This window comes from Bacillus sp. MT94, from assembly GCF_058792475.1.
Genome location: NZ_JBXAEZ010000002.1, coordinates 707,973 through 732,128, shown reverse-complemented (window position 1 = coordinate 732,128; position 24,156 = coordinate 707,973). Strand labels below are relative to the sequence as shown.

Genomic DNA, 24,156 nt, shown 5'->3' with positions numbered 1-24,156 from the left:
TGTGAACGTGCCACAGTTTTTCTTAAACAAAAGATTAATTGTTTTGTTGGTTAGTATTATTCTTCTCGTGGCATTGATTGGAATCTCATTGAAAGAACGGAACAGTTTAACATGGCCAGAGCAGTTTGTTAAAGACACTGTGGGTGTTGTAGAACGTGTATTCCAAAAGCCAGCGAAATACGTAGCTGGATTCTTCGAAAATGTAGAAGATGTAAAGCGCACGTATGAAGAGAATAAAGAATTAAAAGCAAAATTAGATAATTATGCAGGTCTATCAGGGAAAGTAAAACAACTAGAAGATGATAACAAGAAGCTACAAGAGCTAACTGGTAAAAAAGAGTTAAATAGCGGGTATACTGAAATTCCAGCTACTGTTGTTTCGCGTAATCCAGATAAATGGTACGATTTAATTGGAATTGATAAAGGGGCACAGCAAGGAATTAAAAAAGATATGGCTGTAGTAACTTCACAAGGGTTAGTTGGAAGAGTGAAAAGTGTATCTCAGTTTACATCATCAGTAGAATTACTAAGTTCTATGAGCCGAACAAATCGCGTTTCTGCTATTGTACAAGGGCAAGAGAAAATCTTTGGTTTGATTGAAGGTTATGACAAAGAAAAACAATTACTTCTTTTCACAAAGATTGGCTCTGATGCACCGGTAGAAAAAGATCAACTAGTTGTAACATCTGGACTTGGTGATATTTTCCCGAAAGGTCTTGTAATTGGAAAAATCGTTGATGTTCAGCCGGATGCATATGGCTTAACAAAAACAGCTTATGTAAAACCTGCCGCTGATTTAAATGACGTAGAGCATATTACGGTTGCTAAACGTGCAACACCTTCAGCGCCATTAGAATAGGAGGAGAAGAAGAGATGATGAAGATATTAAAAAGAGCAGCTCTTCCTCTTTTGCTCCTTTTTGTGTTTCTATTTGAAAATATGTTTGCTACTGTTGTTCCAACGGATGTGTTTTGGAAAGACAGTATAGCAGCACCGCATTTCTTTATAATCGTCTTATGTTTTATTACAGTGTATTATAGTCCGGTCCAAGGGATTTATTACGGACTATTATTTGGCTTCTTATTTGATACCGTATACACAGAACTTGTCGGGATATATATTTTTGCTTATCCGATTTTAGCTTATTTAGTTTATAGTGTGATGAAAGTATTACAATTGAATTTATTTATTGTTGTTTCTATCATATTAGCTAGCATTGTAGCACTAGAGTATTATGTGTATGGATTCTTAACTTTGTTAGGACGTACTCATATGCCAGCGCATGTCTTTTTCACAGATCGTCTCCTTTCTACTTTATTGTTAAATGCTATTTTCTTATTGATAGTTTGTTTCCCACTGAGACGATATATAGTGCGTCTTTCAAAAGCGATGGAAGAAAAAGAAAAAAGGATTTTCTAATTTTATGTCGAATTGAATCGGTGGGGTGAACTTTAGTGGAAGAAAAAAAGCAACAAAATGTAACGATAAAAGGGACAAAAGATGGGATAACGCTTCATTTAGATGATTGTTGTTCATTCTCAGAATTATTGATGGAATTAGACGAAAAACTTTCTACACATTACTACGATGGTGATGGGCGCTCTTTAATTGAAGTGCATGTGAAAGTAGGAAATCGTTATTTAACAGAAGTCCAACAAGAAGAGATTCGTACGTTAATTCGTAATAAAAAGAATCTTGTTGTGGATTCAATTGAAAGTGATGTTATCACTAAAGCAGAAGCGATAGCTTGGAAAGAAGAAACAGAAATTGTCCCTATTTCCAAAATTGTTCGCTCTGGACAAGTTCTACATGTAAAAGGAAATTTGTTGTTAATTGGAGATGTTAATCCAGGCGGAACGGTTATCGCTGGGGGGAATATTTTTGTCGTAGGATCATTAAGAGGAATTGCACATGCTGGGTATTATGGGGATTCAGATGCTGTAATCGCTGCATCTGTTATGAACCCGATGCAACTTCGAATTAGTGATGTGGCAATGCGGGCTCCGGAAGAGAAAGAAGACGGAGCGGAGGCGGCAGAATGTGCGTATATTAATGAGAACAATCACATTGTTGTCGATCGCCTGCAACTTCTCACTCATCTTAGACCTAATTTAACAAAGTTAGAAAGGGGAATTGTATAGCTGTGGGAGAGGCAATAGTAATTACATCTGGAAAAGGCGGAGTAGGTAAAACTACTACATCTGCGAACATTGGTACGGCCCTAGCGTTATCTGGAAAGAAAGTGTGCTTAATTGACACAGATATCGGTCTTCGAAATTTAGACGTAGTAATGGGGCTGGAAAATCGTATTGTATTTGATCTTGTTGATGTCGTTGAAGGGCGTTGCCGTTTACCTCAGGCTCTTATTAAAGACAAACGTTTTGATGATCTTTATTTATTACCTGCAGCACAAACGAGTGATAAATCAGCGGTAACACCTGAACAAATGGATGAATTAATACAAGTATTACGTCAAGATTATGATTACATATTAATCGATTGTCCTGCGGGGATTGAGCAGGGATTTAAAAATGCGGTAGCTGGTGCGGATAAAGCAATCGTTGTTACGACTCCAGAAGTATCCTCAATGCGCGATGCGGATCGTATTATTGGGCTTTTAGAAAAAGAGGATATTGAACCACCGAAACTTGTTATTAACCGTGTACGTAGTCATATGCTTCATGAACAGGATATGTTAGATGTTGATGAAATTGTACGTACATTGTCAATTGAGCTTCTTGGTGTTGTCGAAGATGACGATGAAGTTATTCGAGCTACAAATACAGGTGAACCTGTGGCGTTGCAACCAAGCGGAAAAGCAGCGTTGGCTTATCGTAATATTGCAAGACGCTTGTTAGGTGAGAATGTACCATTACAAGCATTTGAACAAGAAAAGGTATCGGTATTTGCAAAGGTGAAAAACTTCTTTGGAATCCGTTAAGAGCACTTCGCACATATGCGAGGTGCTTTCTTTTTTCTTCACACGAATATCTTTCTTTCTTAGCTCATACATATGTACAAACTGTATACAACTGTTTCTATTGAAATTAGCTTAACGAAAGAAAGGAGACAGTATGAAGAATAGACGCGTAGAAGAAATTAAAAAGCGGATTGCAAAAAGGAAGGCCGAGCAAGAAAGGATGGAGGAAGAACAGTATTTTACCGGAGGGAATTTTGATAGCGAAACAGTAGTTATTGAAGATGGAGAAAAGGAAATGCATCCTTTATTTCGAAAGGAAGTCTTTTTCTTCAAAGTTTTATTATCGGCAATATTAGTTCTTTCGGTTGCTATTTTATATAAGAATGCTCCTTCTTCATTCAATGGAGCTAAAGCTGTTACAGAAAAAGTGATGAAAGAGGAATTTCAGTTTGCTACTGTAGCGAAATGGTACGAAAAGCAATTTGGAAAACCGCTCGTATTCTATTCGCCAAACGAGAAAAAAGAAGGAAGTATTCAGCAAAAAGATTATGCAATTCCCGCTTCTGGAAAGGTAATGCAAGGGTTTCAAAAAAATGGCCAAGGTGTATTTGTCCAAACAGCTACAAATGCAACGGTTGAGTCAGTGAATGAAGGATTAGTTGTTTTTGCGGGTAAGAAAGAGGAACTTGGAAATACAGTTCAAATTCAACATGCAGATGGTACGGAGTCATGGTATGCAAACTTAAACGATATGTCAGTGAAATTATATGATTACGTTTCAAAGAAACAAAAAATTGGAACGGTGAGTAATGATACAAATGATAAAAATGGAAAGTTTTATTTCGCGATAAAAAAGAATGAAAAATTTATTGATCCGATCCAGGTGATATCATTTGATTAAATATAGAGACGTTTTGACGAAAATTTCCGTGCATCCATTATTTTGGGTTATTATTGTCATTGGTATTTTTACTGCACGTTTTAAAGAGTTACTACTGTTATTTTGTATCGTTCTTATTCATGAACTTGGGCATGCTATTGCAGCAGCACACTATAATTGGCGTATAAAAAGAATTCAGCTTTTGCCGTTTGGTGGCGTGGCCGAGCTTGAGGAACATGGTAATAAATCATTGAAAGAGGAACTTGTTGTCGTAATTGCAGGGCCGATTCAACATGTTTGGATGATGCTGGTAGGTTATATGTTGTTTGAAGCCGGTTGGTTGAATGCAGATTTATATTATTTCTTTATGTGGAATAATATAATTATTTTAGCGTTTAATTTACTCCCTATTTGGCCGTTAGATGGCGGGAAAGTATTGTTTAATATACTATCATATCGTTTTCCTTATTTACAAGCACATGAAAAGATGATGAAATTGTCATGTGTTTTTTTTGGTGTAATATTAGGATGGCAGTTGCTCTGGAATAGTAACAATATTATGATGTGGGTACTACTCATATTTTTGGCAGTGTCGTTATATCAAGAGTGGAAACAAAGACGGTATGCATTTATGCGTTTTTTATTAGAACGTTATTATGGAAATAAAAGAGGGATTGAAAAGATTGCACCTATTGAAGTGCAATCAGAAGATCATTTATATAAGATATTCACAAAATTTCGTAGAGGATATAAGCATTCTATTATCGTCCGTGGAAAATATAAAGAGCATTACACATTGGATGAAAATGAATTGCTCTATGCATATTTTACTGAAAAACGAACAACCTCATCAGTTGAAGAATTAATCGGTTAGTGTTGACGATAGCACTAACCTTTTATTATTGTAAAAGCAAAGAAGATTATAAAGTGAGGAAATAATTTTGAAAACGTTATATGTGAATTACGCTGGTTCGGAAAAGCGCGTTGCAATTGAAGAGAAGAAAAAGATTGTTGAGTTTTTATGGAAACGTAATGAAGAGCAAGAGATTGTTGGGCATATTTATGTTGGACGTATCGTAAGAACAATTGCTGGAATGAACGCAGCTTTTGTAAATATAGGTTTAGAAAAACATGCGTATCTTTCATACGATGATGTACCACCTTCTTATCGTATACATGAAGGGCAAGCGATACTCGTACAGGTTGTGAAAGAGGCAATTGATACGAAAGGGCCTAAATTGACAGCGAATATAGAATTTACCGGGAAATATGTCGTTTATATGCCGTTTGATGAGATGCGAGCTGTTTCTCGGAAAATAAAAAATAATAAAAGAAGACAACAGTTACTTGAAATTGAAGTAGAAGGAACGGGAGGTTACATTTTCCGCTCTGCTTCTGAAAAAGGGGAAATTGAAGAAATACAAGCTGAAATGCAAGGGTTACAACAGTTGTATGAAGAGTTAAAAAGAAAAGAGGATCAAGGAAAGGCGCCGTTATTACTTCATCGACCCGCGAACTTTTTAGATCGTGTATTTCAAGAGAATCCAATTGAAACAATTGAAAAAGTAGTTGTAGATACAAGAAGTATAGTAAAAGAGCTAGAAGACAAAGTTGGAAAAGAAAAAGTATCTTTTTATAATGAAAAGTCTTCGATGTTTAACCATTTTGGAATAGAGCGTGAAATTGAGAAAGCACTCCAAAAAATTGTGTGGCTTCCAAATGGTGCTTATTTAATTGTAGAGCAAATGGAGACGATGACTGTAATTGATGTGAATACGGGCAAGTTTACTGGAAAACAAAATTTACAAGATACAGTACTTCGCACAAATGAGATGGCAGCTGAAGAAATTGCACGCCAATTAAGACTTCGTGATATTGGTGGTATGATATTAATTGATTTTATTAATATGAAAAAAAGAGAAGATAAAGAAAAGGTAAGAGAATGTCTCATAGCTGCTATGAAAGATGATCGTACTTATACAAGAGTACTTGGATTTACTGAGTTAGGAATTTTGGAGATGACACGAAAACGTAAAAAACATTCTTTACGTGACGTATTACTAGAAGAGTGTGTATCTTGCAAAGCGACGGGTTATGTAATGTCGTATGAAACAATTGCGTATGAGCTAGAGAGAGAATTAATCACATATGGCAACATAGAGGATGAGGCAGTATTAATCGCTGCGCCTAAAGAACTGCAAAAACAATTTTTGCAAAAAGAATTACAAAAAAATATTCCATTTGAAATTTATTTCAAAGATGATATTATCGAAAAGTACGCTATTATCCGTTTTGGAAGTAAAAAAGAAATTGTAGAACGGAAAAAATAGTTAGTAGAAGATTCATTGACAATACTCAATGAATTATGGTAAAATCTTTATGTTATAGTTTATAGCACCTAAACGGCTATATGCTACAACCGCACAAGACAGGTTCCCTAAAGGCATTTATGTCTACCTCGTTTTTGGCGAGTCTTAGTAATTAAGAGGAGGTGCAAGTATGTACGCAATTATCGAAACAGGTGGAAAACAAATTAAAGTTGAAGCTGGTCAAGCAATCTACATTGAAAAATTAGATGTTGAAGCTGGTGAAACTGTTACTTTTGACAAAGTTCTTTTCGTTGGTGGCGAAAACGTTAAAGTTGGTAGCCCAGTTGTAGAAGGTGCAACAGTTACTGCGAAAGTTGAAAAACAAGGTCGCGCTAAGAAAATCATCGTTTTCAAATACAAAGCGAAAAAGAACAATCGTAAGAAACAAGGTCATCGTCAACCTTACACTAAGCTAGTTGTTGAAGCTATCAACGCTTAATTCTGGTTAACATGATTAAAATTACGATAAGTCGCACGAAATTAGGAAGTATCCAATCATTTAAAATGACTGGACATGCCGATTATGCGCCACATGGACAAGACCTTGTCTGTGCTGGAACTACAGCGGTTGTGTTTGGTTCTATAAATGCAGTGGAAGAACTTTGTAATGTGCAGGCAACTATTGAACTCGGAAGTGATGGCGGATTCTTAACGTATGAATTGCCTAATGATTTAGACGTTCATGCAGCAGAAAAAGCACAGATACTTTTAGAAGGATTGGTTGTTTCGCTTAAGACGATCGAACTTGATTACGGAAAGTATATCCGTTTAATAGAAAAAGTGCAGGAGGTGTAACGTATGTTAAGATTAGATCTTCAGTTTTTCGCATCTAAGAAAGGTGTAGGTAGTACAAAGAACGGTCGTGACTCTCAGTCAAAACGTCTTGGTGCTAAACGCGCAGATGGTCAAACGGTTTCAGGTGGTTCAATTCTTTACCGTCAACGCGGTACAAAAATTTATCCAGGTGTTAACGTTGGTCGTGGTGGCGATGACACTTTATACGCGAAAGTTGACGGCGTAGTACGCTTTGAGCGTCTTGGCCGTGACCGCAAACAAGTGAGCGTATATCCTGTTGCTCAAGAAGCATAAGAACTCACGGAAAACTCTAACCTGAGTGCAGGTTAGAGTTTTTCTATATTAAGGGGTATCTAAATGAATGAAAAATGGACAATTATAGATGCATTGCGCCATTCAAGACATGATTGGCTCAATCGTATGCAGATGGTGAAAGGAAACCTTTCACTTGGAAAAGTGGAAGAAATTCATAGTCTCATCGATCGTTTTGTCCAAGAAGCGAGACAAGAATCCAATCTGATGGGGCTATCAATGCCTTTATTTTCAGAGTGGATTTTAACATATAATTGGAAACAGCAGCCGTGCTTATTGGAGTACGAAGTATTAGGGAAATTACATAACTTATCTCACTTAGATGAGACTGTATGTACATGGACGAATCAATTTTTCTCAATGCTTCAGCATAGTTTAGACGTATATGTTGAAAATTATGTTTGTATCACAATTGAATGTGACGCGGAGAATGCTCGTTTCTTTTTTGATTTTCGTGGTAAGCTAACGAGTGTAGAAGAACTACAAAATTGGCTTGCGACCCAAAACAATAAATGGTATTCCATTTCTTATACAGTGCGAGACGAAGAAGTCTCAGTTATATTACAACCAATTGAAAAAAGTGTGGTGAAATAATGTTTGTAGATCAGGTCAAGATATATGTAAAAGGCGGCGACGGTGGTAACGGTATGGTTGCGTATCGTCGTGAGAAGTATGTTCCTAAAGGTGGCCCAGCAGGTGGTGACGGCGGTAAAGGTGCAGATGTTGTTTTCGTAGTTGAGGAAGGCTTACGTACATTAATGGACTTCCGCTACCAACGTCATTTCAAAGCTGATCGCGGTCAGCACGGAATGAGTAAAGGTCAGCACGGGCGTAAATCTGAAGATTTACTTGTAAAGGTTCCGCCAGGAACAGTAGTAAAAGATGAAAAAACTGGTCAAATTCTTGCCGATTTAGTAACGCATGGACAAACTGCTGTAATTGCAAAAGGTGGCCGTGGTGGCCGTGGTAACTCACGTTTTGCAACAGCTACGAACCCAGCGCCAGAAATCGCTGAGAACGGGGAACCAGGTCAAGAGCGTGATGTCATTCTAGAACTTAAAGTACTAGCAGACGTTGGACTTGTTGGATTCCCAAGTGTAGGTAAATCTACATTATTATCTGTTGTATCATCAGCGCGTCCGAAAATTGCAGAGTATCACTTCACAACAATCGTTCCGAATCTTGGTGTTGTTGAAACTGGTGATAACCGCAGCTTCGTTATGGCTGACCTTCCAGGACTAATTGAAGGCGCACATGCTGGCGTCGGACTTGGACACCAATTCTTACGTCATATTGAGCGTACACGTGTAATCGTGCATGTTATTGATATGTCTGGTTTAGAAGGCCGTGAGCCATATGAAGATTACGTAACGATTAATAATGAATTGAAAGAATACAATCTTCGCTTAACTGAGCGTCCACAAGTTGTTGTTGCAAACAAAATGGATATGCCAGATGCAGAAGAAAACTTACAAGCATTTAAAGAGAAAGTGGGAGACGAAGTAAAAATCTTCCCAATCTCAGCTGTAACAAGACAAGGTGTTCGTGACTTACTGTTTGAAGTAGCAAACTTAATAGAAACAACACCAGAATTCCCAATACATGAAGTTGCGGATGAGTCTGATACAAGTGTAATGTACAAATTTGATACTGAAGGTGTTAAATTTGAAATTACACGTGAAAGTGATGGCACGTTTGTTATCTCTGGTTACGATATCGAGAAAACATTCAAGATGACAGACTTCTCACGTGATGAATCTATACGTCGTTTCGCTCGTCAAATGCGCGGAATGGGTATTGATGAAGCGCTTCGTGCACGTGGTGCAAAAGACGGAGATATTGTGAAAATTCTTGAATATGAATTTGAATTTATCGATTAAGACTGCCGAAATACGGCAGTCTTTTTTTATATCGTAAAAATCGGATTTATATAGGAAAAAATCCCCACTAATTAAATTTTCAATTTATAATGGAAAAAGGAGTAAATGTAGAAGAATTCTTTTATGGGGAGAAAAAAAACATGTATAAAATATTAATTGTAGAAGACGATGAGAAAATTGCGGGAATATTAGAGGAGCATTTAGAAAGGTATGGCTATCAATCATTTAGAGCAAGTGATTTACGTCATATAAAAGATGAGTTTGTAAAAATAAATCCTCATCTTGTGTTACTTGATATTAATTTACCGTACTTTGACGGTTTTTATTGGTGTCGTCAAATTCGTACTGTATCGAATGCGCCGATTATTTTTGTTTCTGCAAGAACAGGGGAAATGGATCAAGTAATGGCGATTGAAAATGGCGGCGATGATTATATTACGAAGCCATTCCATTTAGATATCGTAATGGCAAAGGTGAAGAGTGCGCTTCGCCGTGGCTATGGAGAGTATGCCTCTGCTGCTGAGAGTGATTGTTTAGGTGTAAATGGACTGTTGTTATTCCCGTCCCAGCATATCGTTGAGTGGCAGGGACAACAAACTGAACTGACAAAAAATGAGTTTTACTTATTAGAGTGTTTAATGAAACAGGTGAATCAATATGTAACGCGTGAAGAACTGTTAGAAGCTCTATGGGATGAAGTAGCATTTGTGGATGATAATACATTAACCGTAAATGTAAAACGTGTAAGGAAGAAACTAGAAGAGCTAGGCATTAAAAATGCAATTGTAACGAAACGTGGATATGGTTATGCGCTTCTTACAGAGTGGGGCGAAGGGCATGAAGGTTAAAAATTACCTCATGGACCGCTTTTCTTTAATACTTTCTTATATTGTTAGCCTTTGTTTATTTGGGCTTGTTTTGCAGTTGCAAAGTCTTTTAGAAAAGAAATCCATTGATTGGAGTACGTGGTTATATGGACTTTTATTAGGAACAGTTGTGTTTACTGTATACCTCATTTACGATTACCGAAAACGGAGTGTGTTTTTAAAGAGTATCAAAAAGTATGTTACTGGCGGAAATACATTACATGACTCTTTACTTATTGATGAATCTTATACATTAGAGCAAGAAATGGTCGTTGAATCTTTTACGTTATTAAGACAGCAATATATGAATGAAGTTCATAAACAGCATGCGAAAGAGCAACAGCAAATGATATTTATGAACCAATGGATTCACCAAATGAAAACACCAGTATCTGTTATTGAATTATTGTTGCAGAAGTTTGGCAAGGAGCATCGTGAGGCAAGAGCAACAGTTGAAAGTATTCGTGAAGAAAATAACCGTATACTAAATGGTTTAGATTTAGCGTTACATATGGCAAGGCTAGAGCAGTTTGCGAAGGATTATAAAGTAGAAGTAGTAAATGTTATAGATGTCGTGCGAGGTATTATTAATGAAAATCGAAAATCCTTCATTCAATCGTCTGTATTTCCGAAAGTGATGTTTGAAGAAGATACTTGTATGGTTGCATCTGATAGAAAATGGCTGAGTATTGCTATAGGTCAAATTGTTGTAAACGCAATCAAGTATACAAAAATTTCAGCGGCAGAGAAAAAAGAAATTCAATTTCAAATTGAAGAGAAAAATCAAAAGGTGTTATTACATATTAAGGACAATGGAATTGGTATTCCAGAGCAAGACGTAAAGCGCATATTTGATCCATTCTTTACGGGAATAAATGGACGTAAAACGAGAGAAGCGACTGGGATGGGCTTATATATTACGAAGGAAATTTGCGATAATTTACATCATGGAATATATGTTCAATCGGCTGAAGGAGAAGGAACAACATTCACGTTCCAATTTGCAAAAGATGAAGAGTATCATACATTAATGAGAAAAATGACAAAACTGTAAGATAACAAAACGTTTTGTAAGGGAAATCACTCGTTTCTTTTTCTTATTTTTCTTATAGTAAATGTAAGAAGAAAACACATAGGGGGATTAGAAATGAGTGTTCTTGAAGTAAAAGGATTAACGAAGGTGTACCAATCAAAAGGTTCAGTAGCGACGACTGCTTTAAACGATATAAATTTTAAAATAGAAGAAGGCGAATTTGTAGGGATTATGGGTCCTTCAGGAAGCGGGAAAACGACGCTTTTAAATTTATTAGCAACAATTGATAAGCAAACTTCAGGTCATGTGCTTGTAAATGGTGAAGAAATTAATCAAATGCGTGCTGCAAAATTAGCGGAGTTTCGCCGTACACATTTAGGGTTCATCTTTCAAGATTTTAATTTACTTGATACGTTATCCATTAAAGAAAATATTATTTTACCACTTGTAATGGCGAAGAAATCTGTAAATGAAATCGATGCGAAAGTACTGGAAATTGCGAAGTTTTTAAACATCGAAGAAATTTTAAATAAAAAAGTATACGAAGTATCTGGGGGACAACAACAACGTGCAGCAGCAGCGAGAGCAATCATTCATGAACCGACGTTAATTTTAGCAGATGAGCCAACTGGAAACTTAGATTCGAAGTCAGCGAAATCGCTAATGGGCGCTCTGCAAGATTTACACGAGCAAAAGAAAGTAACGATTGCAATGGTTACGCACGATCCAGTAGCGGCTAGTTATTGTGAACGTATCCTTTTCATACGCGATGGAGAAATTTTCTCGGAAATACATAAAGGAAGAACGAAACAAGCCTTTTTCCAAGAAATTCTGGACGTACTTGCGATGCTAGGAGGAGAGTATCATGAACTTTCGCCAGCTCGCGCTTAATAATGTAAAAGGAAATTGGCGTAACTATAAAGCGTTTCTTATAAGTAGTTGTTTATCGATTGTCGTATTTTTCATGTATGCTTCTTTTATTTATCATCCAGATGTCGTAAGCGGTAATATTAGTATGAGGAAGATGATCACAAAAGGATTAGAATCGATGAATTATATTGTGGTCATCTTCTCGGCACTCTTTATTTTATATGCAAATTCAACGTTTTTACGAGCAAGAAAAAAAGAGTTTGGTCTACTAACATTAATTGGCGGAACGAAATCGCAGCTCGGCCGAATGATTATATTAGAGCAACTGATGTTAGGTAGTATTGCAATTGTAGTTGGTATTGGGGCTGGAATGCTTTGTTCAAAATTATTTTTCCAAGCGTTAAGCGTATTATTGAAAATAGATAAGACACTTCCACTCGTTTGGAATAGTAAAGCAATTCTTATTACAGCTGGTGTATACTTTATTCTATTTTTAATCCTATCATTGTTTAGTGTTTGGACAGTCGGGCGCTTGCAAATTATTGATTTATTAAGAGAAGCAAGAAAGCAAAAAGTAGAGCCGTTTGCATTTACATGGTTATGTGTAGTTGGTATAGGATGTATTATTGCTGCGTATGTACTTAGCTTCCAAGTAACGTTTCTGAATTTCCTCATCCTCTTTTTACCGGTGGTAGGACTGACAATTGGCGGAACGTATTTACTATTTACACAAGGTAGTACAGTCGTATTAAAAGCATTGCAAAAACGAAAACAATCTTTTTATACGTACCCAAATATGTTCGTCCTTAGTAACCTTATTTATAAAATGAAAGATAATGCTCGTTTTCTATTTGTAATTTCTATTATTACGGCGGTTGTATCCTCGGCAGTTGGCACGCTTTACGTATATTTTGAGGATATGAGTTATAAAACGGTAGTCAAAACTCCACATGCTATTTCATATGAGGAAAAGGGGTTAAATACGCATAACCTTATTAATGAAGAAAAGGTACAGCAGCTTGTGAAGAGACACGGGTTTGAAGATGCGCGAAAAGTAACCTACGTTAAACTACCGGCAACACAGAAAATAACGTTGTTTAATAGTGAACATGAAGTACCGATGACGATTATTTCAGAAAAAGAATATAATGCAGAAGTGCGTGAACAAAAGAGAGAGCAAGTTACAGAAGTTCATAATGCACCAGGCAGTGCAACGATGGTTATGGTCGATATGGCAAATGAACTGATGAAGATAGACCGTACGAAACCGTATGAATTTACAATTAACGGACAAAAGCAGTCTGTTCAGTTAAATAGCCCAACTTCATTTTCTGTTTTTAATGATAGTGAATATCTCGTTGTAAATGATCAAGATTTTGAGAAGTATGCAAAACTTGTACCAGATGAAGAAAAGACGAAATATTACGGTTATTATATTGAGGATTGGAAAAGTACAGAAGATCTTGTATTAGATTTGAAAAATGAAATTGCACCAGAAAAGCAAGGAGAATTGAGAAATTCAGTGTTTGCGTATAAGGATATAAGAGAAGGTGGAGCGATTACAATGTTCATCGGTTTCTTCGTGGCGGTACTATTCTTCTTCTTCGCTTGTAGTATGACATACTTTAAATGGTTTAACGATAAAGAACAAGATCGTATTCAATTTAAATCGTTAAAGAGAATCGGTATGACAGATAAAGAAATTCGCAAAATTGCGATTCGACAAATGGGAGTTATCTTCTTTATACCAATTTTAATCGGTTCAATTCATAGTGGATTTGCTCTTCATACGTTAGGGAAAATGCTTTATATTAATTTGTGGAAATCAGGTGCGCTTGTAATTGGAGCATACATTTTAGCTTCTGCCATTTACTTTATGATCGCGCAAAGAGGATATTTAAAACACGTAAAAAGCTAGGGGAACCTCTAGCTTTTTGCCTATGTAGTAAGTTACAGGAGGAAGATAGATGAACATTCGGCAACTAGCGCTGCAAAATATAAAAGGAAATTGGCGTAATTATAAAGTGTTTTTCTTAAGTAGTTGTTTTGCAATATTTGCATCTTTTGCATATATGTCTATCATTGTACATCCGTATATGCAAGAGACGATGTGGTATCAAAACGTACGCTGGGGACTTATCATATGTAATGTTATAATTATTTCTTTTTTCGTCATATTTATTTTGTACTCTACTTCTATTTTCATAGAAGCACGTAAGAAAGAATTAGGGTTATATATGTTAATGGGAGCAACGAAGTCTAACGTAATAGGAGTAATTATGACCGAGCAAATATTAATTGGAATTTTTGCTAATATTTTCGGTATAGGGCTGGGCTTGATCTTTTTAAAGCTCTTCTTCATGGTGTTTAGTATGTTACTGGGGCTTCCGAAAGAACTCCCTGTTATATTTGACGTAAGTGCGATTGGTGTAACATTTATTACATATATGGTCGTTTTTATTCTGTTATCTTTTATAAGTGCTTTACGTATATGGAATATAAAAATCATTCGGTTATTGAGAGAATTTCGAACAGATAAAAAAGAGAAGAAAACATCAAAGTGGCTTTGTATATTCGGCTTTATTTGTTTAGGGATAGGATATGCGTTAGCGCTACAAGTGACGATGGCTACGATAGCAATATACTTTTTCCCTGTGTCTATACTTGTCTTTTTTGGAACGTACTTTTCTTTCGCGCATGGAGCTACCCAAGTGTTAGAAATGATAAAGCGAAATAAAAAGATTATGTATACATATCCGTATTTATTTATAGTGAATCAATTGTCACATCGAATGAAGGAAAATGGTCGCTTTTTCTTTCTGATGTCTATGGCAACGACGTTTGTAGTTACGGCAACAGGTACGGTGTTCTTGTATTTTTCTAGCATGCAAGATATGTGGCGAACGGGAGGGGTACACTCGTTTTCGTACATAGAAAAAGGTATTTCTACTTATGAAGTCTTTGAAGAAGGTGCGGTTGAAAAATTACTGAATCAATATGGGTATGATGATTTTCAATATATGAGTTTTGTTGGAGTGTATGCATCCTTTCAGTCTAATAAAGGAGAAACAACAATAGCACCGCTTATAAAAGAAAGTGATTATAACCAAGAAGCGAGGAAACAAAAACAGAAAACATATCATCCTAAAAAAGATACAGTGACACTCGTTTATTATAATAAATACAATAATTCGAATGTATATAATCAAAAAGAGATTCAATTGCAAGTAATGAATCAACCATATCAATTCGTATTTAACGGTCAGAAAGAAGGGGTTCAATTTAACTATCACCCTTCGTACATTAATGGTCTGTTCTTCGTTATGAATGATGAAGACTTTGACAATATAGCAAATAAGGTTCCTGATTCTGAAAAGATGATATATAGAGGCTACACATTATCAAATATCGAAAAGACGAAGAAATTGAACGAAGATTTACGGAAACATATGAAACAAGATAATAATAATGCATTTCGAAGTAATATGGAGTTATATGTAAGTATGAAAGAAGGCGGCGATATTACTCTATTTGTGGGCTCGTTTATTAGTATATTATTCTTTCTTACTTCATGTAGTATCGTGTATTTTAAATGGTTCCATAATATTGCATCGGACCGAAAGCAGTATGGTGCACTCTCTAAACTTGGAATGACGAAGGAAGAAGTATGGAAAATTTCTCGTTGGCAATTATGTATGCTATTTTTTGCGCCAATTATAGTAGGGAGTATGCATAGTGCAGTTGCGTTATATACGTTTCATAATACTTTCTTTATGGATGGATCATTAAAAAAAGTAGGTTTGTTCATTCTGTTTTATATCGCAGCATGTATCATTTATTTCTTCTTCGCTCAAAGAGAGTATAAGAAACATTTAGACTAGCGAATGTTAGTCTTTTTTAAATATTCGAAATTTACATAGAAGAATATAAAAAAGTATGGTATAACAGTAAGAAAACGAAAAAGAGGGGAAAAGACGATGATTCGAGTAGGATATTTAGGACCAGAAGCAACATTTACAAATATGGCGGTGAGTCGTTTTTTTCCGGAAGCAGAGCATGTACCGTATCGAACGATTCCAGATTGTATAGATGCAGCTGCAAATGAAAATGTAGACTTCGCAGTTGTACCGTTAGAAAATGCAATAGAAGGTTCAGTGAATATAACGGTTGATTACCTTGTACATGAGCAGCCGCTTTCCATTGTAGGAGAAATTACAGTACCAATTCAGCAGCATTTACTTGTACATCCGCAGTATGCAGAAGTGTGGGATGAAGTATATGCGGTGCATTCTCATCCGCATGCCATTGCACAGTGCCATAAGTTTTTAAATGAAGAATTAAAAGGAGTAACTGTTCGAGATATGACATCCACAAGTGCCGCTGCGCAATATGTGAAAGAACATCCTGAAGAAAAAATTGCCGCTATTGCAAATGAAGCAGCTGCAGAAAAATACGGATTAACAATTGTAAGACGTAGTATTCATACGCATAAAAATAATCACACACGTTTCCTAGTACTTCATAAGAAAAAGAAAGCAATACTCCCGAATAACGGAGAAAACCGCGGAGAGAAAACGACGCTTATGATAACGTTACCTGCAGATTATGCAGGTGCCCTATATCAAGTGTTATCAGCTTTCGCATGGAGAAAATTAAACTTATCAAAAATCGAATCGCGTCCGATGAAAACAGGTCTTGGAAATTACTTTTTCTTAATCGATGTCGATAAAGCATACGATGACGTATTGTTACCAGGTGTAACGATGGAACTTGAAGCGCTCGGTTTTTCTGTTACTGTGCTGGGGAGTTATTCTTCTTATTGGTTGTAAGATGTAGATGGAATATTTGTATTTGTCTAATCGTCCATATCATTTCATTGCTTAGTATATTTTTTGATAGATTAATAAAATCCCACCTGCAAAAGGTGGGATTCTTTATCCTGCTATTTGCCGGGCAGCCTGATTGGTGAGGGCTGATTAAAGTTTCACTTTATTTTAACTTCGCAAGACGATCTTCTAACTGACCACGCCAAATATCAGCTAGTTCTGGAACAGCAAGAATTTTTTCAATGCCATCTTTATCTTTTCTATTATGAAAATAAATTTCGTTAGAGAACAAAACAGAAACATTGCTCGGCTGACGTTCTAGTAATGTAATTTTAGAATCTTTACGTACAGTACCTTCTTGAAGAACACGGCATAGGTAACCAGTAAATCCAGTTGCTACAATACGCGGCAGTATGCCAGGGATGCCAAGACGTTTTGAAATTGTGCTACAAGGTACGCGCGCTTGTGTCACTTGAATAATCGCTTCACCTAATTTGTATGTATCTCCGATGCAAACATCATGCTCTAACATATTTGTTACGGTAATGTTTTCGCCAAATGCGGAAGCTGGAAGTGTTGTTTGAAATTCTTTTTCCCATAGTGCGTAATGCTCGTGTGAGTACACACAAACTGCGCGATCAGGTCCACCGTGGTGTTTTAAATCTGCTACATCATCACCAAGGAAGCCATCTTTTGATAGGAAAGCTTCTTCGGTAAGTTCTTTACATATACCGGTAATCATTTCTTTATCTTCGCCATATTTCATTTGTTTCGGTTTGCCAATGCTAAAGTGAACGAGTTCAATTCCCATATTTGATCTCCTTTACGATTGATTACAATATTATAGCATTAAAAAAGCACAGAGAATGATAAAAACTCTGTGCTTTACATTAATAAACGAGAAATCCTGCTTTATCTAACGCCTCACAAGCAGCATCTAATTTTTCTTTAGAATCTGCCTCGATTGTATGTAAGTGAATACCATCTGTTAGTTGTGAAAGATAGGAAGCATTTGTGTTTTCGATTTTTTGTAAATATTGCTCTACATCAAAGCGATTGCTTACCATAATGGATGCTGTTAAGTCGCCGTATACAGGATGCTCAACTTTTACGTCTTTAATCGTAACACCATGGTCAACAAGCGTTGTGAGTTCCTGACGTACTTCTGCTGGTTTATGTTGGCATACAATTACGCGTTCGAAAGTTTGTTGCTTCTCTTGTGGCTTTAAATATAAATAACCTTGAGCAGTCGCAATAATTGGTTCGTTTCGTGCTTTAAGCAAGGAAATATCTTGCACGATAACTTGTCTACTTACGTTCGTCTTTTTCGATAGTTCATTCCCCGATAACGGTTCATTTGCAGCAAGAAGCCACTGGAGGATAAGCTGTCGTCTTTCTTCACCTAAAATCTTTTTTTGTTCATTTTGTTTCATTATGATTTAACACCTCTATAAAATTGATTTCCAATTGTGTGTAGTGCATGAATAGTAGTATCAATTTGATCTTTCGTTGTTTGTTGTCCGAAAGAGAAGCGGACATATTGTTTGGCCTCTTCATACGTTTTTCCAATTGCAAGCATAGTTTTCGAAGGTTCTTGTTTACCGACTTGGCAAGCACTTCCGGTGGAAATGGCAATACCATGACGATTACATTCTAGCATAGTATATTGACCTTCTATTCTTTTTATTGTAACCCCAACAATATGTGGTAAACAAGAAGTAGAATGACCTTCTACTTCAATTTCTAGCGGAAGTGTTTGTATTTGCTCTAAAAAGTAGGATCGTAACTCTTTAAAACGTAAACTTTCTTCCCGTTGAGTTTTTAATATATTTTCAGCAGCTGTTAAAAAAGATGCGATGCCGGGAACGTTCACTGTACCTGGGCGAAATCCTTTTTCGTGAGAAGTTCCTGGAAATACTTGTTCCCAGCGAGATTGCGGATTTATGTAGCAAGCGCCGACACCTTTTGGGCCGTATATTTTATGTGCTGAAACAGAAAGACTATCAATCCCCATCTCAAAAACATGGATAGGCAGTTTACCAAATGTTTGCACACAATCCGTATGAAATAAAACATTATATGTTTTTAAAAGTGCACCGATTTCTGTAATGTTTTGAACGGTTCCGATTTCAGAGTTTCCATGCTGTATACTTGCTAGCACAGTATCCTCTGTAATAGCTGCCTCTAAATCTACTAAACAAATGAGTCCGCTTTTATCAACAGGAATTTCAGTGATCGTATAGCCTTTTGATTTTAGAGATTGAAAATAACTTCGAATGGATGCATGTTCCATAGGTGTCGTAATAATATGCTTCTTATTTCGGGCATTTAGAAGTGATTGAATCGCAAGATAGTTCGATTCCGATCCACCGCTTGTGAAAAATACTCCTTGTTCTTTGCCTCCAATCATTTCTGCAAATGTTTTTCGGCAAACTTGTAATAAAGAAGAAGCTGTTCCTCCAATATCATGTAAACTTTGTTCATTTCCGAAGTATTGCGAAGCTGCTTTCATATATGTTTGTAACGCTTCCTCGCTCATAGGTGTAGTAGCTGCATAGTCAAGATATATCATCATGTAAGTTCCTCTCTCTAGTAAGAGTTACATTTCTTTTTCTTTTTAAATGGTAGTGAAAATAAGAATTATAAAAAAACTCTTGTCATTATTTTAAAACTATGTAAATATAGGTGTCAAGACAGTTGAAAAGTGTAAAGTAGGAGGCAACAATTATGCCAAGTGCAGATGTCTTAATTATTGGAAGTGGCGTTGCGGCACTTCGTGTTGCAAAAGAGATTTGTCACGAAAAGAATGTGATTATTATCACAAAGGAGACGAAACGTAATAATAATACACATTTAGCTCAAGGTGGAATTGCCGCAGCGGTAGCTACATATGACAATCCTAATGATCATTTTGAAGATACGTTAGTAGCAGGGTGTCGTTATAACAATGAAGAAGTGGTCCGTTATTTAGTCGAGGAAGGACCGAAAGAAATTAATAACCTTATTGAAAGAGGAATGAAATTTGATGGAGATGAAACAGGTCCTCATCTTGGAAAAGAAGGAGCGCATCGAAAACGTCGTATTTTACATGCAGGTGGCGATGCAACAGGAAAGAATTTATTAGAGCATCTTATTCAAGAAGTAGCTCCATACGTTACGGTAGTGGAACAGGAAATGGTGCTCGATTTTATTATAGAAAAAGATAAATGTGTTGGGGCTTTAACTCGCAACAATAAAGGAGAACTGAAACGTTACAATGCAGATTATACGGTGTTAGCTTCAGGCGGTATTGGCGGTTTATACGCCTTTACTTCTAATGATGAGACAATTACAGGCGATGGACTTGCAATGGTGTACCGTGCAGGCGGAGAGCTTGTAGATTTAGAGTTTATACAATTTCATCCGACGATGTTATACGCGGGTGGGCGTTGTTCCGGCCTCGTGTCCGAAGCCGTTCGCGGAGAAGGAGCTGTCCTTATAAATGGCAAAGGGCAGCGTTTTATGATGGATATACATTCCGAACAGGATTTAGCGCCTCGTGATGTAGTCGCAAGGGCTATTCATGAACAGCTACTTGCGGGTGAAAAAGTGTACTTAAACATTGAAATGATTCAAAACTTTGAACAACGCTTTCCGACCGTGTCATCGATATGTAAAACGAATGGAGTCGATATAAATAAAAACCTTATTCCAGTCGTGCCCGGTACTCATTTTCACATGGGTGGCGTGAAAACGAACTGTGATGGAGAGACGTCTATTCCGAACCTATACGCAGTCGGAGAAGTAGCTTGTAATGGGGTTCATGGTGCAAATAGATTAGCGAGTAATTCATTATTAGAAGGTCTTGTGTTTGGAGGAAGAATCGGAAGGCACATTTTATCTAGAGAGACAAAAGAAAAGGTGAACATGCTAGCCGACAAAGAAGCAAAGTTTATCGTTCTGAATCATTTACCGACGAAAGAAGAAATACAAAAATGCATGATGAAATATGTTGGGATTGTGCGAACAGAGCAAAGTTTATCTTATGCGAAGAGATGGCTTAGTAAGTATGGTGTTCGAAATATGATATTACAACATGATGTTCTTACGAATGAAGAGATAACGCTTATTAATATGTTAACAGTTTGTGAGCTTATAGTTGTTTCAGCCCTGCAAAGAGAAGAAAGTATTGGCGGGCATTACCGAAGTGATTATCCAGATAGAAATATAGGAAAGAAAGAGATTGTTCGAGTAAAGAGAAAACTACAACTTGTGTGATGAGGGGAAGAGGGGCTTTATGAACACGATAAAAGTTAAAGAAGCATTAAATCGATTTTTTTTAGAAGATATAGGAGAAAGAGATGTAACATCTCAGCTTATTTTTCCAGATAACTTACTTTCGAAAGGAACGTTTCTTGCAAAGGATACAGGGGTCTTTGCAGGACGTTTAGTAATTGAATCAGGATTTAAATTAATTGATGAGAGAATTGAAGTAGAGCTTCATAAAAAAGATGGGGATCTTGTAGAAAAAGGCGAAATCATTGCAACTGTGCAAGGGCCAATTGCATCGTTATTAACAGCAGAGCGCGTTATATTAAACGTTATTCAGCGTATGAGCGGAATAGCGACGATGACGCGTAAAGCGGTTCTTGCTTTAGATAGTAGCCATACTCGCATTTGTGATACGCGAAAAACGATGCCAGGACTACGTATGTTTGATAAGTATGCAGTCGTGTGTGGTGGTGGATTTAATCATCGCTTCGGTTTATATGATGGTGTCATGATTAAAGACAATCATATTGCGTTTGCTGGTTCTATTACAAAAGCTGTTACATCAGTGAAAGAAAAGTTAGGACATATGGTGAAAGTAGAAGTAGAAACAGAAACTGAGGAACAGGTGAGAGAGGCTGTTGCTGCTGGTGCGGATATTATTATGTTCGATAATCGTACGCCAGATGAAATCCGGGAGTTTTCGAAAATTGTACCAAGCGCTATCGTTACAGAAGCTTCAGGGGGCATCACAATTGAAGATTTATCAAAATACGGAAAAATAGGGGTAGATTATATTTCACTTGGAGCGTTAACACATTCAGTGAAAGCACTTGATATTAGTTTCAATATTAAAGGGTAAGGAAAGTGGCTTAGAGGGGGAGAAACGTATATGAGTATTTTAGAACAAGTACAGCCAATTGAAACGATGTTACCAGAGCCTTATTACACGATGTCAACGGAAGATATGGAAAAGCGTGTTCGTGAAATTAAAGAGAAGATGGGGAAAATGTTATTCATTCCAGGGCATCATTATCAAAAAGATGAAGTGGTACAATTTTCAGATGCAGCAGGGGATTCACTTCAGCTTGCGCAAGTTGCAGCGAGCAATAAAGACGCAAAATATATTGTGTTTTGCGGGGTGCACTTTATGGCGGAAACAGCAGATATGTTAACGACAGATGATCAAGTTGTCATCTTACCAGATATGCGTGCAGGTTGTTCGATGGCGGATATGGCAGATATTGAACAAACAGAAAGAGCGTGGAAAGAGTTAAAGAAATTATTTGGAGATACGATGATTCCGTTAACATATGTGAACTCTACAGCTGCAATTAAAGCGTTTTGTGGTCGTAACGGAGGAGCAACAGTAACTTCTTCTAATGCAAAGCAAATGGTATCTTGGGCGTTTACTCAAAAAGAGCGTCTCGTCTTTTTACCAGACCAACATTTAGGGAGAAATACAGCGTACGATTTAGGTATTCCGTTAGATAAAATGGCAGTATGGGACCCACACACAGATTCATTAGAGTACGATGGGGATATAGAAGAAATTCAAGTGATTTTATGGAAAGGGCATTGTTCTGTTCATCAAAATTTTACAGTGAAGAACATTGAGAGCGTACGAAAAAATCATCCTGATATGAATATTATTGTACATCCAGAATGTTGCTATGAAGTGGTAGCTGCTTCAGATTATGCAGGCTCAACGAAGTATATTATTGATATGATTGAATCGGCGCCATCTGGTAGCAAATGGGCGATTGGTACAGAAATGAATTTAGTGAACCGAATTATTCAGCAACATCCAGATAAAGAAATTGTTTCACTTAATCCATTTATGTGTCCATGCTTAACGATGAACCGAATTGATTTGCCTCACTTATTATGGGTACTTGAAACGATAGAAAGAGGAGAAGAAATTAACGTTATTAGCGTAGATAAACAAGTAACGGCAGAAGCGGTTCTTGCATTAAATCGTATGTTAGAGCGTGTGTAAAGCAACGGTATTCCCGTTGCTTTTTTTCATACATATAATCATAACAAGAACAAAATGGGCATACATTGTTTTGAAGAAATCATTGTGGTTCTTTATGCTTATTCCACTTCGAATGATATTGAAAATCGAAGAAGTGATAAAAGTGAAAAGAAGTTAATGTTATTTAGAAAGAGTTACTTCATGAGATTTGTTACTTATAGATAAGTTATACAGGAGGGGGAAAATTTGAAAATTCATATCGTGCAAAAAGGGGATACCCTTTGGAAAATTGCGAAAAAGTACGGAGTGGATTTTGATACGTTGAAAAAAACAAATACACAACTTAGTAATCCAGATTTAATCATGCCAGGTATGAAAATTAAAGTGCCATCCAAGAGTGTTCACATGAAACAACAGGCTGGAGCAGGTTCAGCGCCTCCAAAGCAATACGTAAAAGAAGTGCAACAAAAAGAATTTGCAGCAACACCAACTCCACTTGGAATAGAAGATGAAGAAGAAGTTACGTATCAATCAGCACCAATTACACAGCAGCCAGCTATGCAACAAACACAAAAAGAAGTGCAAGTAAAACCGCAGAAGGAGATGCAAGTAAAGCCGCAAAAAGAAGTACAGGTGAAACCGCAAAAAGAGGTGCAAAAAGAACAGCCAATTCAAAAAGAGAAACCAATTGAAAAACCGTCTGTTATTCAAAAACCACCTGTGATAGAAAAACAAAAACCGGCGGAAAAAGAAAACACGAAGTTTTCGGTAAATGTATTACCGCAACCGCCACAACCACCAATAAAGCCGAAAAAAGAATATAAAATTTCGGATGTAATAAAAAAAGGCAGCGAGTTAATTGCTCCTCAAATTAGTAAAATGAAACCTAACAATATCATTTCTCCGCAAACGAAAAAAAATAATATAGTATCGCCGCAAGTGAAGAAAGAGAATGTAGGGAATATAATATCGCCACAAGTGAAGAAAGAGAATGTAGGGAATATAATATCGCCACAAGTGAAGAAAGAAAATGTAGGAAATATAGTATCGCCGCAAGTGAAGAAAGAAAATGTAGGAAATATAGTATCGCCGCAAGTGAAGAAAGAAAATGTAGGGAATATAGTGTCACCGCAAGTGAAAAAAGAAAATGTAGGGAATATAGTGTCACCGCAAGTGAAG

Annotated in this window: 24 protein-coding genes, 1 pseudogene and 1 other annotated feature; of the genes and pseudogenes, 22 read left to right on the top strand and 3 right to left on the bottom strand. The window is 36.7% G+C overall.

Features of this window, described 5'->3' with window-relative positions:
- The first annotated feature begins 7 nt into the window (after nt 1-7).
- The 18 genes from mreC to pheA all read left to right on the top strand — a co-directional run bounded on the left by mreC (nt 8) and on the right by pheA (nt 16,754).
- The gene (gene mreC, locus AC1Q51_RS09530) at nt 8-859 is read left to right on the top strand and encodes a rod shape-determining protein MreC (RefSeq protein ID WP_001135487.1); all 852 of its coding nucleotides are present in this window, start codon (nt 8-10) and stop codon (nt 857-859) included.
- A 14-nt stretch (nt 860-873) separates the two neighbouring features.
- Nucleotides 874-1,419 carry a rod shape-determining protein MreD gene (mreD, locus tag AC1Q51_RS09525; protein ID WP_000975765.1) on the top strand — a complete coding sequence of 182 codons (546 nt, stop codon included), beginning with the start codon at nt 874-876 and terminating at the stop codon, nt 1,417-1,419.
- 35 nt (nt 1,420-1,454) lie between these two features.
- Entirely contained in the window at nt 1,455-2,141 is a 687-nt protein-coding gene (gene minC, locus AC1Q51_RS09520; RefSeq protein ID WP_000391521.1) for a septum site-determining protein MinC, read from the top strand.
- 2 nt (nt 2,142-2,143) lie between these two features.
- A complete protein-coding gene (minD, locus tag AC1Q51_RS09515; protein WP_000503309.1) occupies nt 2,144-2,941 on the top strand; it encodes a septum site-determining protein MinD in 798 nt (265 codons plus the stop codon).
- A gap of 133 nt (nt 2,942-3,074) precedes the next feature.
- The gene (spoIVFA, locus tag AC1Q51_RS09510; protein ID WP_000797475.1) at nt 3,075-3,821 is read left to right on the top strand and encodes a stage IV sporulation protein SpoIVFA; all 747 of its coding nucleotides are present in this window, start codon (nt 3,075-3,077) and stop codon (nt 3,819-3,821) included.
- Entirely contained in the window at nt 3,814-4,674 is an 861-nt protein-coding gene (spoIVFB, locus tag AC1Q51_RS09505) for a stage IV sporulation intramembrane metalloprotease SpoIVFB (protein WP_000599064.1), read from the top strand. The genes spoIVFA and spoIVFB overlap by 8 nt, the downstream gene beginning before the upstream one ends.
- 67 nt (nt 4,675-4,741) lie before the next feature.
- The gene (locus AC1Q51_RS09500; RefSeq protein ID WP_098842170.1) at nt 4,742-6,130 is read left to right on the top strand and encodes an Rne/Rng family ribonuclease; all 1,389 of its coding nucleotides are present in this window, start codon (nt 4,742-4,744) and stop codon (nt 6,128-6,130) included.
- A 77-nt stretch (nt 6,131-6,207) separates the two neighbouring features.
- Nucleotides 6,208-6,285 (top strand) — a sequence feature (ribosomal protein L21 leader region).
- A 14-nt stretch (nt 6,286-6,299) separates the two neighbouring features.
- Entirely contained in the window at nt 6,300-6,608 is a 309-nt protein-coding gene (gene rplU / locus AC1Q51_RS09495; RefSeq protein ID WP_000270907.1) for a 50S ribosomal protein L21, read from the top strand.
- Between the two features lie 11 nt (nt 6,609-6,619).
- Nucleotides 6,620-6,964, top strand: a complete 345-nt coding sequence (locus AC1Q51_RS09490) for a ribosomal-processing cysteine protease Prp (protein ID WP_002094147.1) — start codon at nt 6,620-6,622, stop codon at nt 6,962-6,964.
- A gap of 3 nt (nt 6,965-6,967) precedes the next feature.
- On the top strand, nt 6,968-7,258 hold the full coding sequence (gene rpmA, locus AC1Q51_RS09485; RefSeq protein WP_000944957.1) for a 50S ribosomal protein L27: 291 nt from the start codon (nt 6,968-6,970) through the stop codon (nt 7,256-7,258).
- 63 nt (nt 7,259-7,321) lie between these two features.
- Nucleotides 7,322-7,870, top strand: a complete 549-nt coding sequence (locus tag AC1Q51_RS09480; protein WP_001003587.1) for a sporulation initiation phosphotransferase B — start codon at nt 7,322-7,324, stop codon at nt 7,868-7,870.
- Entirely contained in the window at nt 7,870-9,156 is a 1,287-nt protein-coding gene (gene obgE, locus AC1Q51_RS09475) for a GTPase ObgE (RefSeq protein ID WP_000497130.1), read from the top strand. The genes AC1Q51_RS09480 and obgE overlap by 1 nt, the downstream gene beginning before the upstream one ends.
- A 140-nt stretch (nt 9,157-9,296) precedes the next feature.
- Complete coding sequence (locus AC1Q51_RS09470) at nt 9,297-10,004, top strand: response regulator transcription factor (RefSeq protein WP_002082113.1); 708 nt, start codon at nt 9,297-9,299, stop codon at nt 10,002-10,004.
- On the top strand, nt 9,994-11,076 hold the full coding sequence (locus tag AC1Q51_RS09465) for a HAMP domain-containing histidine kinase (RefSeq protein ID WP_000865403.1): 1,083 nt from the start codon (nt 9,994-9,996) through the stop codon (nt 11,074-11,076). Before AC1Q51_RS09470 ends, AC1Q51_RS09465 begins: the two co-directional genes overlap by 11 nt.
- A 93-nt stretch (nt 11,077-11,169) precedes the next feature.
- Complete coding sequence (locus AC1Q51_RS09460; protein ID WP_000114529.1) at nt 11,170-11,946, top strand: ABC transporter ATP-binding protein; 777 nt, start codon at nt 11,170-11,172, stop codon at nt 11,944-11,946.
- Nucleotides 11,921-13,843, top strand: coding sequence for an ABC transporter permease (locus AC1Q51_RS09455; protein WP_075718177.1), 1,923 nt, complete (start codon nt 11,921-11,923; stop codon nt 13,841-13,843). The genes AC1Q51_RS09460 and AC1Q51_RS09455 overlap by 26 nt, the downstream gene beginning before the upstream one ends.
- Nucleotides 13,844-13,892: 49 nt before the next feature.
- Nucleotides 13,893-15,806, top strand: a complete 1,914-nt coding sequence (locus tag AC1Q51_RS09450) for an ABC transporter permease (protein ID WP_492331471.1) — start codon at nt 13,893-13,895, stop codon at nt 15,804-15,806.
- Between the two features lie 96 nt (nt 15,807-15,902).
- Nucleotides 15,903-16,754 carry a prephenate dehydratase gene (gene pheA / locus AC1Q51_RS09445; RefSeq protein ID WP_098836058.1) on the top strand — a complete coding sequence of 284 codons (852 nt, stop codon included), beginning with the start codon at nt 15,903-15,905 and terminating at the stop codon, nt 16,752-16,754.
- 160 nt (nt 16,755-16,914) lie between these two features.
- On the opposite strand, the gene AC1Q51_RS09440 is transcribed toward pheA, so the two are convergent.
- The 3 genes from AC1Q51_RS09440 to AC1Q51_RS09430 form a co-directional block, all read right to left on the bottom strand.
- Nucleotides 16,915-17,562, bottom strand: coding sequence for an MOSC domain-containing protein (locus AC1Q51_RS09440; RefSeq protein ID WP_090976998.1), 648 nt, complete (start codon nt 17,560-17,562; stop codon nt 16,915-16,917).
- 79 nt (nt 17,563-17,641) lie between these two features.
- Nucleotides 17,642-18,184 carry a transcription repressor NadR gene (locus AC1Q51_RS09435; RefSeq protein WP_053563610.1) on the bottom strand — a complete coding sequence of 181 codons (543 nt, stop codon included), beginning with the start codon at nt 18,182-18,184 and terminating at the stop codon, nt 17,642-17,644.
- Nucleotides 18,184-19,326 carry an IscS subfamily cysteine desulfurase gene (locus tag AC1Q51_RS09430; protein ID WP_098836057.1) on the bottom strand — a complete coding sequence of 381 codons (1,143 nt, stop codon included), beginning with the start codon at nt 19,324-19,326 and terminating at the stop codon, nt 18,184-18,186. The genes AC1Q51_RS09435 and AC1Q51_RS09430 overlap by 1 nt, the downstream gene beginning before the upstream one ends.
- Nucleotides 19,327-19,478: 152 nt before the next feature.
- On the opposite strand from AC1Q51_RS09430, the gene nadB reads away from it, so the two are divergent.
- From nadB to exsA, 4 genes and pseudogenes are all read left to right on the top strand, one after another.
- The gene (gene nadB, locus AC1Q51_RS09425) at nt 19,479-21,008 is read left to right on the top strand and encodes an L-aspartate oxidase (RefSeq protein ID WP_090977000.1); all 1,530 of its coding nucleotides are present in this window, start codon (nt 19,479-19,481) and stop codon (nt 21,006-21,008) included.
- A 19-nt stretch (nt 21,009-21,027) separates the two neighbouring features.
- Entirely contained in the window at nt 21,028-21,861 is an 834-nt protein-coding gene (nadC, locus tag AC1Q51_RS09420) for a carboxylating nicotinate-nucleotide diphosphorylase (RefSeq protein WP_097925166.1), read from the top strand.
- 30 nt (nt 21,862-21,891) lie between these two features.
- On the top strand, nt 21,892-22,998 hold the full coding sequence (nadA, locus tag AC1Q51_RS09415; RefSeq protein ID WP_090977005.1) for a quinolinate synthase NadA: 1,107 nt from the start codon (nt 21,892-21,894) through the stop codon (nt 22,996-22,998).
- Between the two features lie 225 nt (nt 22,999-23,223).
- A pseudogene (exsA, locus tag AC1Q51_RS09410) lies at nt 23,224-24,156 on the top strand (spore coat assembly protein ExsA); the annotation flags it as partial.

What these genes read in the sequence shown, in the direction of transcription:
- mreD (WP_000975765.1), top strand. Translation starts at nt 874, where the DNA reads ATGATGAAGATATTAAAAAGAGCAGCTCTTCCTCTTTTGCTCCTTTTT.
- spoIVFA (WP_000797475.1), top strand. Translation starts at nt 3,075, where the DNA reads ATGAAGAATAGACGCGTAGAAGAAATTAAAAAGCGGATTGCAAAAAGG.
- rplU (WP_000270907.1), top strand. Translation starts at nt 6,300, where the DNA reads ATGTACGCAATTATCGAAACAGGTGGAAAACAAATTAAAGTTGAAGCT.
- AC1Q51_RS09490 (WP_002094147.1), top strand. Translation starts at nt 6,620, where the DNA reads ATGATTAAAATTACGATAAGTCGCACGAAATTAGGAAGTATCCAATCA.
- rpmA (WP_000944957.1), top strand. Translation starts at nt 6,968, where the DNA reads ATGTTAAGATTAGATCTTCAGTTTTTCGCATCTAAGAAAGGTGTAGGT.
- AC1Q51_RS09480 (WP_001003587.1), top strand. Translation starts at nt 7,322, where the DNA reads ATGAATGAAAAATGGACAATTATAGATGCATTGCGCCATTCAAGACAT.
- obgE (WP_000497130.1), top strand. Translation starts at nt 7,870, where the DNA reads ATGTTTGTAGATCAGGTCAAGATATATGTAAAAGGCGGCGACGGTGGT.
- AC1Q51_RS09470 (WP_002082113.1), top strand. Translation starts at nt 9,297, where the DNA reads ATGTATAAAATATTAATTGTAGAAGACGATGAGAAAATTGCGGGAATA.
- AC1Q51_RS09465 (WP_000865403.1), top strand. Translation starts at nt 9,994, where the DNA reads ATGAAGGTTAAAAATTACCTCATGGACCGCTTTTCTTTAATACTTTCT.
- AC1Q51_RS09460 (WP_000114529.1), top strand. Translation starts at nt 11,170, where the DNA reads ATGAGTGTTCTTGAAGTAAAAGGATTAACGAAGGTGTACCAATCAAAA.
- AC1Q51_RS09455 (WP_075718177.1), top strand. Translation starts at nt 11,921, where the DNA reads ATGAACTTTCGCCAGCTCGCGCTTAATAATGTAAAAGGAAATTGGCGT.
- AC1Q51_RS09450 (WP_492331471.1), top strand. Translation starts at nt 13,893, where the DNA reads ATGAACATTCGGCAACTAGCGCTGCAAAATATAAAAGGAAATTGGCGT.
- pheA (WP_098836058.1), top strand. Translation starts at nt 15,903, where the DNA reads ATGATTCGAGTAGGATATTTAGGACCAGAAGCAACATTTACAAATATG.
- AC1Q51_RS09440 (WP_090976998.1), bottom strand. Translation starts at nt 17,562, where the DNA reads ATGGGAATTGAACTCGTTCACTTTAGCATTGGCAAACCGAAACAAATG.
- AC1Q51_RS09435 (WP_053563610.1), bottom strand. Translation starts at nt 18,184, where the DNA reads ATGAAACAAAATGAACAAAAAAAGATTTTAGGTGAAGAAAGACGACAG.
- AC1Q51_RS09430 (WP_098836057.1), bottom strand. Translation starts at nt 19,326, where the DNA reads ATGATGATATATCTTGACTATGCAGCTACTACACCTATGAGCGAGGAA.
- nadB (WP_090977000.1), top strand. Translation starts at nt 19,479, where the DNA reads ATGCCAAGTGCAGATGTCTTAATTATTGGAAGTGGCGTTGCGGCACTT.
- nadC (WP_097925166.1), top strand. Translation starts at nt 21,028, where the DNA reads ATGAACACGATAAAAGTTAAAGAAGCATTAAATCGATTTTTTTTAGAA.
- nadA (WP_090977005.1), top strand. Translation starts at nt 21,892, where the DNA reads ATGAGTATTTTAGAACAAGTACAGCCAATTGAAACGATGTTACCAGAG.